Source organism: Flavobacterium oncorhynchi (assembly GCF_002217355.1).
GTDB lineage: Bacteria > Bacteroidota > Bacteroidia > Flavobacteriales > Flavobacteriaceae > Flavobacterium > Flavobacterium oncorhynchi.
Genome location: NZ_MUHA01000032.1, coordinates 1 through 17321, shown reverse-complemented (window position 1 = coordinate 17321; position 17321 = coordinate 1). Strand labels below are relative to the sequence as shown.

Here is a 17321-nt window from a genome sequence, read left to right as displayed (position 1 = left end):
ATGAGGATTTTTTTTGTTTTTATGCAATACAAAAAACATGAAGTATTGCGGGAGCCTCGATAGCTATCGGAGGTCGTCGACTTTGCTTCGCCAGTTCAGTCAAAGACCTCGGGTCTCTTGAGAATCTTCATCATGTATTTGATGAGGATTTTTTTTGCTTTAATGCTTTTGGGAATTAATATATTATCTTCATCGTCTTCTTGTGGTTTTCTGAGTCTTTCGGAAACTAAAATGTATATTTTACCTGAAATAACGGTAGGGATCGAAGTGGTATCCTTTTGCAGGGAACGAGAATATTTTATTATACAAAAAGTCCTCCTATAAAAGATTTAACGAAGAGCTCAGCCGAAAGGGAAACGTCCAAAATATTATTTTTAATTTTGGGGTTTTATCGTTTTAAAGCTGTTTTTTATTCTTTTGTAAGGAAATATTATCTTTGAATGAAAAAGTCATCTATAAGCTTTTATTTTATTGCTGAAAGGACTTTTGTTTGAGTAGATTGGGATTGTAGATATTGTTGAGATTAGATATTTGTTTTCCTCTTCAAAGGAAGTTAGCAAAAGTATTGTAAGTTATTTGAATATTAGAAGATGGAATTCTGCTGTGCAACGAGTATTAAAAGACAAAAGATTTATGATTTAATATTTGGCTATATTTTTTGTAGTGATGTATTTGCGTTTTTTAATTAATCTAGAAAGAAGAAAAACCTAAAATTTGGATTTATAGTATAAAAAAAAACGTCCTGAATTTTTCGGGACGTTTTTTTTTTGTTTATTCTGCTGCTGTGGGAGTTTTTTGTTCTGCCTTTTTGATTTCGGCTACATACTTGGTTAATTTTTTTCCGTAAAGCGATTTTGCTACTTTTGGAGTCATTGTTTTTTGAATTGTATCAAGAAATTTCACATTTATATCGTAAATTTCGGCTAAAGCAATATAAGGTGCTACTTCGTAATCTTTATTGTTAATAGCGAAGTTTGTTGCATACAAATATTTTCTTTTGATATTTGATTGTTGCTTAGCATCTATACTATCTATTGCTTTTTGATCTTGTCTTTTTATAGCTTTGAATTTCGACGCTACCATAGTAAGGTTTTCATCTATAAAACGAGAGTTTATTTTTTGATACTGTTCGTATAATTCCTGATTTTTAGATCCAGTGATTTTTGCACTTGCAATGAAATTATCCAGATTCGTTTCGATATTGATGTTTCCAGGTTCTGCAAAAAATAAAATATTATTGTCTAAAGAATTTGATGTACCACGATCTAGAAATAAATACAATACTTCTGGTGATTCTAATTTTAGATCTCTTTCAAATGCTGAATTTCCATCAATTTTAATGCTGTCAATTGCAACAAGGGATGTGTCGGCAAATCGTTGAATGTAAAGGGTTCCGCTTTTTAAACCTTTTATATTTCCAGTTATATGTAAGTTGTCAGCAGATTCTTTTTTGCTGCATGATGCAAGTAGTGCAAGAGTAACAAAGGCAATAATTGATTTTTTCATTAGTTTTTAGATTTTGGTGCAAAATAAAGAAAATAGTTTGAATGTAATGAATGGGAATTAAATTTTAATAAAAAAAAATCCCAATTTATTTCTAAACTGAGATTTGTATATATTTTTAAAAATGAATCGTTTACATTGATAAAATGTAGGCTGTTCCATTTTCATGTGTGTAGGTGTATTTCGTGTCACACTCTAGATTTCCATAATCAATAACACCATTTAAGGAACCGCCGGTAATTTTTAATTTTCCCTTAGAGATAAACTCGCAAGAGTATTTTTTAATTAGAGTTTCTTGAACAGTCAATGTTAGAGATCCTCCTTTATCAGTTGTTATAGTATGTGTTCCTTCTGGCATTTCATAAACGTTGTCTTCGAGAACAAATGGAGTGTCAACGCCAGCTGTTTGTTTTACTGTAACGATACCTGAGTTTAGATAAACTCTTCCTGTTAAATCAGTTAGTTTGCCATTAATTACTTTTCGGCTAAATTGCGGTACAGTAGCTACCGTGGTAGTATTTGTGTATTCAATTGTTCCTTCTAGTTTGAGGTTATTTATGGAATAATCAATTCGTTCAATAGTCATTTTGCTTCCCGTGGCAGTTACTGGACCAGAAAGAGTAATTTTTAATTTTCCTTTTCTAAGTATTTGATTGCTTGTACAACCTGAAGTACCATAATCAATATTAAAAATCTTTGGATAAGAATCTTTATTAGAAACCTCGGTTACGACATTGGCGCAAATTACAGGTACACTTTCGGTGGTTTTGCCTGTTGAACTGTTATTTGAAGTTACAGCTAATCCGGTTTTTATGTCCATGTCGTTGGTGGCATCAATTAGTACTGATGCGCCAACTGCACTCGTGTCTGTTTGGTTTGCGATGTCATCATTGCTTGAACATGAAATGTAAAAAAATGTAGAAAAGCAGATTACTGTAAATAGAAAAAAAGTTTTTTTCATAGTAGTTTTGTTTAAGGTTAGATTAATAGGGTATTCAAATGTAATAAAAAAAAAGCATCAAAAAAAAATCCCACAGCATTGTGCTGTAGGATTTTAGAGTGAGTTTTTTTAGGAAAGATTATTTAATCATTTCGAAACTTCTTTTTACAAAAGCGGTTAAAGCTTCTCCTTTTAATAGGTTTTGCGATAATTTAGCTAAATCTAATGCTTGTTTTACCAAGTGCTCTTGATGTGTTTTATCTTCAGTATTTAAGATGCTTGTTGCTAAGTCAGAATTTGTGTTTACAACTAAGTTGTACATTTCTGGCATATTATTCATTCCAAACATTCCGCCGCCGCCGCTTTGACTCATTTCTTTCATTCTACGCATAAACTCTGGCTGCGTAATGATAAATGGTGCTGCTTGGCTGTCCATAGCTTCAAGTTGTACACTATATGCTTTTGGGATATAAGCTTCTAAAGATGTTTTTAAAGTTTCTTTTTCTTCGTCAGATAATTTTGAAATCGTGTTTTCATCTTTTTTGATTAAATTATCAATATGATCAGAGTCCACACGAACAAAAGTTAAATCTGTATTGTCGTTTTCAATTTTTTGAATTAAATGCGAAATAATAGGAGAATCTAAAAGTAATACTTCATAGCCTTTTTCTTTTGCAGTTTCAATATAAGAATGTTGTTCTTCTTTGTTTCCTGCATAAAGAACTACAAGTTTGCCATCTTTATTAGTTTGGTTCTCTTTTAATTTTTCTTTTAATTCTTCTAAAGTAAAATAAGTATTATCTACTGTTGGATACAAAACAAATGCACCCGCTTTTTCGTAGAATTTATCTTCAGAAAGCATTCCGTACTCTAGAACAATTTTAATATCGTTCCATTTTGCTTCAAAATCAGCACGGTTTTCGTTAAATAAAGCTTTCAGTTTATCAGCTACTTTACGAGTGATATAGTTTGAAATTTTCTTAACGGCACCATCAGCTTGTAAACCTGAACGAGAAACGTTTAATGGAATATCTGGAGAATCAATTACACCTTTAAGCATTGTTAAAAACTCAGGTACAATTCCTTCTACATTATCAGTAACGTAAACTTGGTTTTGGTACAACTGAATTTTGTCTTTTTGAATCTGCATGTCAGAACCTAATTTAGGGAAATATAAAATCCCAGTTAGGTTAAACGGATAATCTACATTTAAGTGAATGTTGAATAACGGCTCTTCAAACTGCATTGGATACAATTCTCTGTAGAAGTTTTTATAATCTTCATCAGATAATTCAGATGGTTGTTTTGTCCAAGCTGGATTTGGGTTGTTAATGATGTTGTCAATTTCGACAGTTTCATTTACATAATCTTCTGGAGCATCTTCTGCTTTAGGAAGAGTTTCAGTTCTTGTTCCAAATTTAATTGGAATAGGCATAAACTTGTTATACTTATTCAATAAGCTGCTGATTTTAGAATCTTCTAAAAATTCTAAAGAATCTTCGGCAACGTGAAGGATGATTTCTGTACCACGTGAAGTTTTGTCAGCCGGCTCTAAAGTAAATTCAGGGCTTCCGTCGCAAGTCCAGTGAGCTGCAGGTTCATCTTTATATGATTTAGTAATGATTTCTACTTTTTCTGCAACCATAAATGCAGAATAAAAACCAAGACCAAAATGCCCGATAATTCCAGAATCTTTTGCAGAATCTTTGTATTTATCTAAGAATTCTTCGGCTCCTGAAAAAGCAACTTGATTAATGTATTTTTCTACTTCATCAGCAGTCATACCTAAACCTTGGTCGATAATGTGGATTTTTCTTCCTTCTTTATCAACTTTGATTTCAATAACTGGACTTCCGTATTCAACTTTGGTTTCGCCGATGCTGATAAGATGTTTTAATTTTAAAGTGGCATCGGTTCCATTTGAAATCAGCTCACGAAGAAAAATTTCGTGATCGCTGTATAAAAACTTTTTGATTAAGGGAAAGATGTTTTCTACCGAAACATTAATTTTACCTGTTGTCATATTTTTTAATTTTTTGAGTTTAACTTGATGATTTTCATTCCGTCAAATAAAATACCAATTGCTTTTAAGGTGACAAATTGTCGCAAGTGTTAATTTTGAAAGAAAATAAATGGATTCTAAAACAAATTTTGTCGGCACGAATCGTATATTTGTGGTATAATAATTGTTAAACGAGTAAGTATTAACTTAAATAATGTAACAAAATGAAGAAAATTATTTTCATTTGCATGGTTGCCGCTACGTTTTTTGCGTGTAAATCAGCTTCGTCTACAACGGCTTCTTCTAATGAAGCACCAACGCTTTCGACTAAACTTGATCGACCGACTCAAGTTGCACTTAAAGGAAATTGGGTACTTACTAATGTGTCTTATCCAGGCTCTGATTATATCAAAGTTACTTCTTTTGATCTTGCAGATTCTAAGTGTTTTATAGGCAGTACTTGGAGTTTTATCTCAAATAATAATAAAGGTACGATGGCTTTAACGTCTCCAAGTTGTACAGGTTTTACTTCTCCAATTGTTTGGAGTATTAACAATCAAGGACTTTTTGTACTTAAAATTGTTGATCCGGGAACAAAATCAAAAAATGTTAAATCAGGATATTTACTAAAAGTTGCAGGACTTACTGATAATTCATTTCAGTTAATTGACAACATTAATGTTGGCGGACAAGTAACAGATGTTACTTATCAATTTCAGAGAGCTAATTAATATATAAAAAAAGGAAAAAAATGAAAAAGATAACAGTTTTAGGATTAAGTAGCTTACTTGTATTAGTTAGTTTATTTACAAGCTGCGACTCAGTGCAAAATGCTAATAATACACAAAAAGGCGCTGGAATTGGAGTAGTTGCTGGTGGACTTATTGGTGGTATTTTAGGGAATAACTTAGGACATGGCGGTAATGCTGCTTTAGGTGCTGCTATTGGAGCTGCTGTTGGTGGTGGAACTGGTGCTCTTATTGGAAACAAAATGGATAAACAGGCTCGTGAGATCGATCAGGCTTTGCCGGGTGCAGATGTTGAAAGAGTAGGTGAAGGAATTCACTTGACTTTGAATGAAAATGCTGTTCGTTTTGATACTAATAAATCAACTCTTACTGCTCAGGCAAAAGCGAACTTAGATAAATTAGTTCCTGTGTTTAATGCTTATGGCGATACTGATATTCAGATTTTTGGTTATACAGATAATACTGGTAAACCAGAATATAACTTAACACTTTCAGGACAAAGAGCTGCTTCTGTACAAGCTTATTTGGTTTCTAAAGGATTAAAATCAAGCCGTTTCAAAACTTCAGGTTTAGGTATTGTTGATCCTATTGCAACAAATGATACTCCAGAAGGAAGAGCTCAAAACCGTCGTGTAGAATTCTCTATTACCGCAAACGATAAAATGGTTAACGATGCAAAAGCAGAAGCTGGAAAATAATTTCAGATAAAATAAAATATAAAAAAAGCTGTTTCTTAATTGATGCAGCTTTTTTTTTGACATTAGAAATTAAACATTGTAAATTTGGACTTTCAAATACAACCCATGCTTGACATTCAGAATATCTCTTTTACGTATACCGATAAACCCGTTATTAAAGACGTTTCTTTTACTATAAACAAAGGCGAGAATATTGCTATTATTGGCGAGAGCGGCTGTGGTAAAAGCACGCTGTTAAAACTTATATATGGTTTATATAATCTAGACGAGGGAAAAATGTTTTATGGTGAAAAACCAATTTTAGGACCAAAGTATAATTTGATTCCAGGTATGCCATTTATGAAATATCTGGCGCAGGATTTTGACTTATCTCCATACGAAACCGTGGCTGAAAATGTAGGAAAATTTCTGTCGAATGGTTTTGCTAATATGAAAAAACTTCGTGTTCAGGAATTATTAGAGATGGTTGAAATGGAATCGTTCTCAAATGTTAAAGCTAAGTTTTTGAGCGGCGGTCAGCAGCAGCGAGTGGCTTTGGTAAGAGTTTTGGCTTTAGAACCTGAAGTTATCTTGTTAGACGAACCGTTTAGTCAGATCGATGCTTTTCGTAAAAATGCTTTGCGTCGTAATTTATTTCGTTATTTAAAACAAAAAGGAATTACCTGTATTATTGCAACTCACGACAGCACAGATGCTTTGTCATTTGCAGATGAAGCAATTGTTATGCGTCACGGAGAAATAATTGTAAAAGACAATCCAACAAAAATATACGAGGATCCTGAAACTAAATATGTAGCTTCATTATTTGGTGAAGTAAATGAAATTGCAACACATTTATTGCTTCCTTATGAAGATGAAACACATAAAACATTAGTTTATCCACACCAGTTTAAGATGGTTTCGGAATCTAAACTACCTGTAAAAATTAGAAGAACTTATTTTAGAGGAAGTCATTTTTTAATTGAAACGGTTTATAAAAGGCAATTAGTGTTTTTTGAAAGTGAAATAGATCTCCCGTTAGAGCAAGAAATATTTCTTGGTTTAAATTACTTGTAAAATATAAAACCCGATAGATTTAAATCTATCGGGTTTGTTTTTATAATCGGTTATCGCGATTTATTTTTTTAAATACTTTTCTAAAAATTGATCTTGTTCCCAAAGTAAGTGTAGAATGTTTTCTTTAGCAACATAACTGTGTGATTCTTTCGGTAAAATTACCATTCTAGCTGGAGCACCCAAACCTTTTAAAGCTTGAAAATAACGCTCAGTCTGCAAAGTAAAAGTTCCAGGATTGTTATCTGCTTCACCGTGAACTAATAATAACGGTGTTTTCATTTTATCAGCGTTCATAAACGGTGACATAGTATTGTAAACTTCAGGAACTTCCCAGTAGTTTCTTTGTTCAGTTTGAAATCCAAACGGAGTAAGCGTTCTGTTGTAAGCACCGCTTCTTGCAATTCCGCACGCAAATAAGTTAGAATGTGTTAATAAATTTGCTGTCATAAATGCACCGTAAGAATGTCCTCCAACAGCCACTTTTTTACGATCAATATATCCTAAAGCGTCAACGGCATCAATTGCAGCTGCAGCATTGTCTACTAATTGAGATATAAAATTGTCATTGGGTTCTGTCGTTCCTTCTCCAATAATTGGAAAAGCAGCATCGTCAAGAACTACATATCCTTTTGTTACCCAATATACAAATGATCCATAATATGGAAATGTAAATTCGTTAGAGTTTTGGGTTGATTGACTTGCGCTGTTTCTATCTTTGTATTCTGCTGGATAAGCCCAGATTAATAAAGGCATTTTCTCTTTTTTAGCTTTGTCATAACCAACAGGAAGATATAAAGTTCCAGAAAGCTCTAATCCATCTTTACGTTTGTATTTGATTACTTCTTTACTAACATCTTTAATGCTTTCAAATGGATTTTTAAAAGTAGTAATAGGTGTTATACTGTTTTGTTTTTTGATATTTCTAAAGTAGTAATTTGGATATTCACTCTTAGATTGAATTTGAACTAAAACTTTTCCGGTTTTGAAGTCTTCAATTTCGATTAAATCTTCTTTCTTGTCTTTGTAAGGAGAAGTATAAATACGTTTTGTTTTTAAAGTTTTTAAATTGAATTCATCAATAAAAGGAAACTGTCCTTCTTTTGTATATCCGTCACCAATTCGGTAAGCATTGTCTTTTTCGATCGCTAAAACTTGTTTATTGTATTGATTCTTTTTAGTTTCAAAAGCTCCTGGATCTGAATAGACATCTTGTTGGTTTCTATCAGTAACTACTTTTGGCTGCTGTCCTGGATTTGACGGATTGATTAGGTATGTTTTAGTGTTACGAGTGTCATACCATTCGTCAGTAATAAAAGCAATGTTATCGTTCCCCCAAGTAATATAACCATAGCGTTGAGGAAGTTTTACTAATGTAGTTGCATCATTTGTAAATGGAGCTTCCCAAAGAAAAACTTCATCTCTAAAATCTACTTTGTTTGCTGGGTTACCTTCGTCTAAAGCTTCTACATAAGATAAAGTTGCAGGTTTGTCATTTCTCCATGCCATTTCTCTTTTTCCTTTGCGAACAGCCATAAAACCTTTTGGCATGATTTCGTTTAAAGGAACTTCGTTAACCGTTTTAATTTCTTTTCCTCTTACGTCATAAACAACTGTTTTAGATGGAAATCTGTTTAATGGAACTACATACGAAAAAGGTTTTTGAATAGTAGTCAGCATTATGTAATTACCATCAGGAGAAATTCTTTCACCGGCAAACATAGCCGCCTCTTTATATAACGTGGTATCTCCATTTAGTTTTACCTTATATAATTCAGATGTAATTATGTTTTCAAAATTAGCCTCATCATTTTTGTTTTTCAACATATCAGGATAAGTTCTATTTTGAGATTTTTCTCCAGAAGTGTTAGAGATAATTGGACCGGTTGGTAAATCTTTTTTAGAATCTAAAAGAGGTTGTCTGTTTTTTGGCAGCATTTTTACCAAAATAGTTTCATTGTCTAAAAACCAGCTGAAAGGATTTCCAAGATTTGCATTTACATTTGCTTCAGTAAGTTTTTTTGCTTGAGCTGTTGCAACATCTAGTACCCAAAGTTCAACACCAGAGTTTGTGGTGTGAGAGAATAAGACTTTTTTGTCATTTGGAGACCAAAGTATATTGCTTATTTTAGGGTTGTTTGGCAGTCCTGAAACCTGAGTTTCATCTTTTCCGCTTATTTTTCTAACTTTTAAATTGGTTACATAAGTAACAGTACTCGAAATATTAGTAATGGGATTGATTCTTAAACCTGCTAAACGAAGTTCCTCTTGATTTAAATCATCAAGCGTTTTGTATGTATCTCGATACAATAAGAGCATATTTTCTTTTTTTGTATCCATAGATACGGTTGGAGCTCTTTGGTAATCAGCTAAATCAAGAATAGATTTAGAGGGTTTTTGATACGTTAAATTTTCTTGTGCAAAAGAAAATAAACCAAGGTGTAAAAGTAAGAATAGAGTAACCTTTAATTTCATGATTTGGATTTTTTGGATTTGAATTAAGAACACATAAAAATGTTTGTCTAAGATACAGTAGTCTTGTTACATTTTATAGGTTATTTTTTATTCTTTTCAGTTATTTGTTTAAAATGATGTTTAATTGAGAATTAAATGTTTTTAAACAGTCTTATAATTAAAAGATATTAAACTGATAATTACGAAAAAAAGACTAATTTGTATGCTAATTTTTTAAAGTATACTTAAATTTGCATTCTAAATTTTTAACAAATAATAAAAGAATATGTATCATTCAAAAATAGCGGGCTTAGGATATTATGTTCCTTCAAATGTCGTGACAAATGATGATTTGTCTAAGATTATAGATACCAATGATGAATGGATTCAGGAGCGTACCGGAATTCAGGAAAGAAGACATATCATTCGTGGAGAAGATACTACAACTTCAATGGGAGTGAAAGCTGCTAAAATTGCAATTGAGCGTTCTGGTGTAGCCAAAGAAGATATAGATTTTGTGGTTTTTGCGACATTAAGTCCAGATTACTATTTTCCAGGACCTGGAGTTTTAGTACAACGTGATTTAGGATTAAGAACAGTAGGAGCTTTAGATGTTAGAAATCAATGTTCTGGATTTGTGTATGCTCTTTCGGTTGCAGATCAGTATATTAAAACCGGAATGTATAAAAATATTTTGGTAATAGGTTCTGAAGTGCATTCGACAGGATTAGATATGACAACCCGCGGACGCGGAGTTTCAGTTATTTTTGGAGATGGAGCCGGAGCAGCTGTTTTAAGTCGTGAAGAAGATTTGACGAAAGGAATTTTATCAACGCATTTGCACTCTGAAGGACAGCATGCTGAAGAATTGGCTTTGCAGGCGCCGGGAATGGGAGCGCGTTGGGTAACAGATATTATTGCTGATAACGATCCGAATGACGAAAGTTATTATCCGTATATGAACGGACAGTTTGTATTCAAGAATGCAGTAGTTCGTTTTGCTGAAGTAATAAATGAAGGTTTAGAAGCAAATGGTTTGCAGGTTTCAGATATTGATATGTTGATTCCGCATCAGGCAAATTTGAGAATTTCACAATTTATTCAAAATAAATTCAAATTATCAGACGATCAAGTTCATAATAACATTCAAAAGTACGGAAATACAACTGCAGCATCTATTCCAATTGCTTTGACAGAAGCTTGGGAACAAGGTAAAATTAAATCTGGAGATACTGTAGTTTTAGCTGCTTTTGGAAGTGGATTTACTTGGGCTAGTGCAATCATCAAATGGTAAATTAATTCATCTTGCATTATATTTTGAAAACCTGCTTCATTTTGGAGCAGGTTTTTTTATAAATTGCGTATTTAAACCTGTTAGGTTTCTTTTGACGAAAAATAGATTTAAAATAAAATGAAAAAAAATCAACTAGAAATAGCCTGTTTCAATTATGAATCGGCAATAATCGCACAAGAGAATGGTGCTGACCGAATTGAATTGTGTGACAATATGCAGCTTGGCGGAACAACTCCAAATACTATATCAGCAGTAAGAGTTCGTGAAAAACTGAGCATAAAAATGCATGTAATTATACGACCACGAGGAGGAAATTTTGTTTATACCGATGATGAGTTTGTCGAAATGAAACAAGACATAAAACAGTTTAAAAAATTAGGAGTTGACGGTTTTGTTTTTGGAATTTTGAATGAAGATGGAAGTGTAAATAAACAACAAAATCAAGAGCTGGTTAATTTGGCAGGTTCACTTTCGTGTACTTTTCACCGTGCTTTTGATGTTGTCAATGATTTTGAGCAATCGCTTGAAGATGTTATTGCGTGTGGTTTTAATACAATTCTAACTTCTGGACGAGGAAAAAATGTTGAAGAAGGTGTTTTTGATTTGGTATTGATTCAAAAACTGGCAAAAGATCGCATTGAAATTATGCCCGGCGGTGGATTGCGATCTTCAAATATTAAATTGCTTCAAGATAAACTAGCGCCGACTTTTTATCATTCATCGGCAATTACAGATAATACAGAAACTGCAAATCCAGAAGAAGTAAAAGAATTAAAAAACTTTTTGTAGCTAAATAAAAAGCCTGAAGTTGGCAAACTTCAGGCTTTTTTTCTACAAGTAATTATTTAAAAAATATTAAAATAGATCTAATAAAAGCGGGATTAGAACATTCCGCCGCCGCCTTTATTAGTATTGTCTTCTCTTTGTTTACGTTGTAAGTTTTTAATTTTTGCACCTCCAAAGTTGTACGTTAAACCTAAATAAACGGTTTGGCTTTCCCATGTAAATTGTCCCAATTGCGGGTAAGGATACATCGTATCAAAAGCATATTTCATTGTATTGAAAACGTCATTAAAACGTAAACTTATATTCATTTTGTTGTTTAATAAAGTATAACGAGAACCTATGTCCATTTTATACATTTCATGGCTGTTGTTTTGAAGTCCGTCTGTTGCACCTCTATAGAAACCAAATAATAAAAAGCTTAAGCGTTTGTTTACTTTAAAGTTTGAATTCATACGACCATTAAATGCTGCAACCGTAATTTTTCGTTCAAGCGGATTACTTTTTTTGGTTACAGGATCATATAAAAATACTATTCCTTCTTGGTTAATGCTCGAAAAGTCAATAGATGGTTGAATATCCCACCATTTTGTAATTTTATAATTAAACGAAGCTTCAAAACCGTAAGCAGTATTGTTATCGTAGTTCGTAAAAGTCATAATTTGTTTTTCACCACTTGCATCTGCTGGGTCTGGATATAAAATTCTACTAATTTGATCATTAATGCTTCTTACAAAAACACCAGCAGTAAAACTTCCTTTTTCAAGTGTTTTTGTATAGTTTACCTCTACAGAATTAGTGAATTGAGGTCTTAGTTCAGGATTTCCTAAAGAGGTAACTAATGGAGTTGCAAACTCACGAATAGGTTTTGTCTGCTCTAAACTCGGACGGTCAACACGACGGCTGTAACTAAATTGTAAAGTGTTTTTCTCATTTAAGTTATACGTTAAATAAGCAGATGGGTATAATGTAATATAATCATCATCAAATTTATCTTTACCATAGTTCAAATTAGCGGCTACTTTATAGCTTTCAAAACGAGCTCCAACTTGATAGCTGAATTTTTTAAATTTTTGCCCAAAAGTTACATACGCTGAGTATATATCAGTATCGTAAGTATAATTTGAAACTCGATCAGCAATTGGCATTAAAGGATTTCCTGTTGTATAATCGTTGTCTGTTCTAGTAAGTCTGGCTTCAGCACCAGCTTCAAGTGTTGTTTTTTCGTTTAATGGATTTACATAATCAAGATTCAAAGTGGTTAATTTTCGTGTACCTTTTATGTAATCATTGAAAATAATATTACTTGAAGTATTATCAAGTTTAGTTGTTTTTGTATCAAAAGAAGCATATTGGTCTTCTTTATTATCACTATAATTTCCTTCAAAATCTAAAGTGTGTCCTTCTTTTTTAAAGATGTGTTTGTAGGCTAAATTATAAGTTCCAACTTGATCAGGCCCTGAATATGATGATTTCTGAAAAATGTTGTAAATATCAGAATCCGCTACGTTATTATAATCAATATCAGTATTTACAAAGCCTTTACCATTTGATTTATTTTGGTTGGTATAAATAGATAAAGTATTATGATCATCAATTAAATAATCCATACCAATTTTATACAAATAAGAGTCATTATCATTTAGAACGTCGATATTTTGTACAATATCTTGATCTAATCTTCTCATAAAACCTTCATTTTGATATTTACCAAAGTTTTGTCCAACATTTCCAAAGAAATTTACTTTTCCAGTTTTATAATTTAAATCTAAAGATTGGTTGTATTTTGCTGTTTCTCCAAAAGTAATACCTCCGCTGTAGCTTCCGTTAAAACCAGTATTTGCATTTTTGTGCAAAATGATATTGATGATTCCAGACATTCCTTCTGGATTGTATTTTGCACTTGGGTTTGTAATTAATTCAATTTTTTTGATTGAAGTTGATGGAATTTGTTTTAACAATTGTGCTGGGTCAATATTTGAAGGTCTTCCGTCAATTAACACACGAACATTATCATTTCCACGAAGTGAAAGTTTTCCGTCTTGGTCTACATTTACAGACGGGATATTGTTCATAATATCTGATGCAGAAGCACCGGCAGTTGTTAAATCTTTACCAACATTAACTACTTTTCTGTCGATTTTTTGTTCGATTGTAGAACGCTCAGCAACAATGTTTACACCTTTTAATTGCGTTGCTTCTTCTTCAAGTGAAACATTTACCGTTGCAGATTTCTTGTTTTCACTTAAAATGATTGAACCAATATATTTTCTAAAACCGATATATTGAATTTCAATTGTATAACTTTTTAAAGCTAAGTTTTTAAAAGTAAAGTCTCCGTTGTCATCTGTGTTTACACCCGAAACAACTTTTCCGTTATCTTTAATCGATACCGTAGCATAAGAAATAGGTGCGTTATTAGATTTTTCAGTAATTTTTCCAGAGACCGTTCCTGAATTTTGAGCTTGTACTGTCGAGATTACACCTAGTAATGCCAACAGAAAGAATTTTAGTTTCATAATGTGATAATGATTATTTTGATTGATTGATGATGTGATTGTTTTTGTTTATTTTACTCTTTTTGTTTTTCATAATAAATTCGAAGTCCCTTATTAAGACTCTTTAGTCAGCGATATGTTACAGAAAAAAAGTTAAAAAAATGTGTGATTTTATGAATGCTTCTGTTTTGTAAGGGATTAAGGTTTTTATTTTTTGATAATTTTAACACTTGAAAGGAAGTAGGTTTTAAGAAATTCTAATAGTTATATAGTATTTTATATGTTATTCATTTTCTGTTATTGATGAATAAGCAGTATCTTTGCTCACTTTAAAAATAAGTTTACATGTCATTATCACAAATTCTTACACCTTCTATACAAAAAGCAATACAAGCATTATTTGACGTTACAGTTGATAAAATCGAATTTCAAACTACTAGAAAAGAGTTTGAAGGCGATATTACAATGGTGATTTTTCCTTTGGTAAAAGTTATTAAAAGCAATCCTGCGGAATTAGGTAATAAAATTGGAAATTATCTGGTTGAAAATGTTTCAGAAGTTGCTCGTTTCAATGTGGTTTCTGGTTTCTTGAATATTGTAATATCAGACAGTTATTATTTAAATTTCTTTAATGATATAAAAGACAATTCTAAATTTGGATATGTAACTCCAAATGCTGAAGATAAGGCAATTATGGTTGAGTATTCTTCGCCAAATACAAATAAGCCTTTACACTTAGGTCACGTACGTAACAATTTGTTAGGATATTCTGTGGCTGAAATTATTAAAGCATCAGGTAAAAAAGTTTACAAAACACAAATCATTAACGATCGTGGAATTCATATCTGTAAATCGATGCTGGCTTGGGAGAAATTTGGAAACGGCGAAACTCCTGAAAGTTCAAATTTAAAAGGAGATAAATTAGTTGGTAAATATTACGTTGAATTTGATAAAGCTTACAAAGCAGAAATTAATCAATTAATAGAAACGGGTAAAACCGAAGAAGAAGCAAAAAAACAAGCGCCAATTATTATTGAAGCACAAGAAATGCTTAAAAAATGGGAAGCCGGCGATAAGAAAGTTATTGCTCTTTGGAAAAAAATGAACCAATGGGTTTATGACGGTTTTGCTGTAACATACTCTAACCTTGGAGTTAACTTTGATAAATACTATTACGAAAGCAATACTTATTTATTAGGGAAAGATGTTGTTCAAGTAGGTCTTGATAAAGGCGTTTTTGAAAAAGATCCTGACGGTTCTGTTTGGATTGATTTGACAGATGAAGGTTTAGATCGTAAAATTGTATTGCGTTCTGATGGAACTGCCGTTTATATGACGCAAGATATTGGAACAGCAATTCAACGTGTTAAAGATATGCCGGATGTTGGCGGAATGGTTTATACCGTTGGGAACGAGCAAGATTATCATTTTAAAGTTTTGTTTTTAATCCTTAAAAAATTAGGATTTGATTGGGCGTCAAGCTTATATCATTTGTCATACGGAATGGTTGATTTACCTTCTGGAAAAATGAAAAGCCGTGAAGGAACTGTTGTTGATGCAGATGATTTGATGCAGGATATGGCAGATACCGCAAAACAGATCTCGGAAGATCTCGGGAAGTTAAATAGTTACTCTGATGAGGAGAAAGCTAAATTGTATAAAACAATTGGTCTTGGGGCATTAAAGTATTATATTTTAAAAGTAGATCCTAAAAAACGTATTTTGTTTAATCCTGAAGAATCTGTTGATTTTGCTGGAAATACTGGTCCGTTTATTCAATATACTTATGCAAGAATCCAATCGATCATTCGTAAAGCCGATTTTGATTTTTCGGCTAAATCACAGATTGAAGAGATGCACGAAAAAGAAAAAGAACTCGTAAAACAAATCGAGCTCTTTCCTGAGATAATTCAAAATGCAGCACAAAATCACAGCCCGGCATTAATTGCAAACTATACCTATGATTTAGTAAAAGAATACAATTCGTTTTATCAATCAGTTCATATTTTAGGTGAAGTAGATTTGACGAAAAAAATATTCAGAGTACAGCTTTCACAAAAAGTTGCCGAAGTTATAAAATCTGCATTTACATTATTAGGAATTGAAGTTCCGGAAAGAATGTAGTTGAATAAAACCTATTAAAAAGCTGATAATTGGAAACAATTATCAGCTTTTTTTTTGAATTAATTTAATAGTTGGTGTTTGAAAAGTGTAGAAAAGTTAAAGTTATTGTTAGTGAAATGTTATCAATAGTATGCCTGAATTTTCGTGTAAAAAAACTAAATAATGGCTTGTATATATCGTTTTTATAATTATGTTTACAGTAGGAAAATGATTGTCAATTGTAAATAAAAACACGAATATTTTTTAGGAAGATAATCTTCTTTTTGTGTTATAAAAATAAAGCGAGGAAGCCGAAAATCGTAAGAGTAGGCACAATTCTAAAACCAAAACAATGATTAAAAAACCGTTACTTTTTATGATGCTTTTTGTTGCATTTACTGCAGTGAAAGCACAAAATTTAATTTCCCCATCTTATGGATTTTCACACAGTAAAACAGCTTATATAACTTTAGCTGACGGAACTGAAATTAATGGAACTATTAGAGATATTGACAGAGATAAAGGATTAATTGAATTCATCAAATTGCAAGATGGAGCTGGAAAAAAACACAAACTAAAACCAGAAGATATTAAGTTTATGTATTTACCGCCAAGTGGACTTGATAATTTAGGTAAAAAACTAAATTTTCTTGAAGATTTTAAAAAGTGGAATGATGAGAAATTAAATCAAGATTTCTTAAACCAAGGTTACGCTTATTTTGAAACTGCTGACGTAAAAGTTAAAAAGAAAAATTCAAAATTATTAATGCAGCTTTTAAATCCTGGATTTAGTAAAGATGTTAAAGTATACTGCGATCCTTATGCAAAAGAAACTACATCTTTAGGAGTAGGAGGAGTTAAATTTGTTGGTGGAGATGCAAAATCATACTATGTTGCTAAAAAAGATTCTCCAGCATTTTTATTAAAGAAAAAAGATTACAAAAAAGAATTTCAACCATTATGGGGAAGCTGTCAAAAAGTGATTTCTGATAATCCTGAACCAAAATGGACAGATTTGACTAAACATATCGTAACTTATTCTGAGTGTGTTGATCCAAGTTAATAATTAACGACAACATTTTTAAATTATAAAAAGCCAATAGTTGAAAAACTATTGGCTTTTTTTATTCTATAATTGCTATATCAAATATTTAAATAAGATATATTTTACTTTTTAAGTAATTTTTTGTAGGAAAGTACTTTTATTTTGTTATATTTGTTTCTGAAATCCAAAAAACAAATAT

Annotated in this window: 12 protein-coding genes; 7 read left to right on the top strand and 5 right to left on the bottom strand. The window is 31.9% G+C overall.

The genetic code is table 11. The features are described from left to right. Positions 1-771: 771 nt before the first annotated feature. From B0A75_RS19475 to htpG, 3 genes are all read right to left on the bottom strand, one after another. Positions 772-1506, bottom strand: a complete 735-nt coding sequence (locus B0A75_RS19475; RefSeq protein WP_089055937.1) for a DUF4369 domain-containing protein — start codon at positions 1504-1506, stop codon at positions 772-774. A gap of 130 nt (positions 1507-1636) precedes the next feature. Further along, complete coding sequence (locus tag B0A75_RS19470) at positions 1637-2464, bottom strand: hypothetical protein (RefSeq protein ID WP_089055936.1); 828 nt, start codon at positions 2462-2464, stop codon at positions 1637-1639. 118 nt (positions 2465-2582) lie between these two features. After that, a complete protein-coding gene (gene htpG / locus B0A75_RS19465; RefSeq protein WP_089055935.1) occupies positions 2583-4466 on the bottom strand; it encodes a molecular chaperone HtpG in 1884 nt (627 codons plus the stop codon). Positions 4467-4669: 203 nt separating this feature from the next. On the opposite strand from htpG, the gene B0A75_RS19460 reads away from it, so the two are divergent. The 3 genes from B0A75_RS19460 to B0A75_RS19450 all read left to right on the top strand — a co-directional run bounded on the left by B0A75_RS19460 (position 4670) and on the right by B0A75_RS19450 (position 6948). Next, on the top strand, positions 4670-5176 hold the full coding sequence (locus tag B0A75_RS19460) for a lipocalin family protein (RefSeq protein ID WP_164973706.1): 507 nt from the start codon (positions 4670-4672) through the stop codon (positions 5174-5176). 20 nt (positions 5177-5196) lie between these two features. Then, the gene (locus B0A75_RS19455) at positions 5197-5892 is read left to right on the top strand and encodes an OmpA family protein (protein WP_089055933.1); all 696 of its coding nucleotides are present in this window, start codon (positions 5197-5199) and stop codon (positions 5890-5892) included. 105 nt (positions 5893-5997) lie between these two features. Then, positions 5998-6948 carry an ABC transporter ATP-binding protein gene (locus B0A75_RS19450; protein WP_089055932.1) on the top strand — a complete coding sequence of 317 codons (951 nt, stop codon included), beginning with the start codon at positions 5998-6000 and terminating at the stop codon, positions 6946-6948. 60 nt (positions 6949-7008) lie between these two features. Here B0A75_RS19450 and B0A75_RS19445 read toward each other — a convergent pair whose 3' ends face one another. Then, complete coding sequence (locus B0A75_RS19445) at positions 7009-9420, bottom strand: S9 family peptidase (RefSeq protein WP_089055931.1); 2412 nt, start codon at positions 9418-9420, stop codon at positions 7009-7011. Positions 9421-9685: 265 nt separating this feature from the next. Between B0A75_RS19445 and B0A75_RS19440 the strand changes: the two genes are divergently transcribed. Next, positions 9686-10693: a 3-oxoacyl-ACP synthase III family protein gene (locus B0A75_RS19440; protein ID WP_089055930.1), complete on the top strand. Its 1008-nt coding sequence runs from the start codon at positions 9686-9688 to the stop codon at positions 10691-10693. Positions 10694-10810: 117 nt separating this feature from the next. Next, the gene (locus B0A75_RS19435) at positions 10811-11482 is read left to right on the top strand and encodes a copper homeostasis protein CutC (protein ID WP_089055929.1); all 672 of its coding nucleotides are present in this window, start codon (positions 10811-10813) and stop codon (positions 11480-11482) included. Positions 11483-11574: 92 nt separating this feature from the next. Here the strand turns inward: B0A75_RS19435 and B0A75_RS19430 are convergent, their stop codons facing one another. After that, positions 11575-13995, bottom strand: coding sequence for a TonB-dependent receptor domain-containing protein (locus B0A75_RS19430; protein WP_089055928.1), 2421 nt, complete (start codon positions 13993-13995; stop codon positions 11575-11577). Between the two features lie 324 nt (positions 13996-14319). Here B0A75_RS19430 and argS point away from each other — a divergent pair, with 324 nt between their 5' ends. Next, complete coding sequence (gene argS / locus B0A75_RS19425) at positions 14320-16098, top strand: arginine--tRNA ligase (RefSeq protein ID WP_089055927.1); 1779 nt, start codon at positions 14320-14322, stop codon at positions 16096-16098. A gap of 331 nt (positions 16099-16429) precedes the next feature. Then, a complete protein-coding gene (locus B0A75_RS19420) occupies positions 16430-17140 on the top strand; it encodes a hypothetical protein (protein WP_123872417.1) in 711 nt (236 codons plus the stop codon). Positions 17141-17321 lie beyond the last annotated feature (181 nt).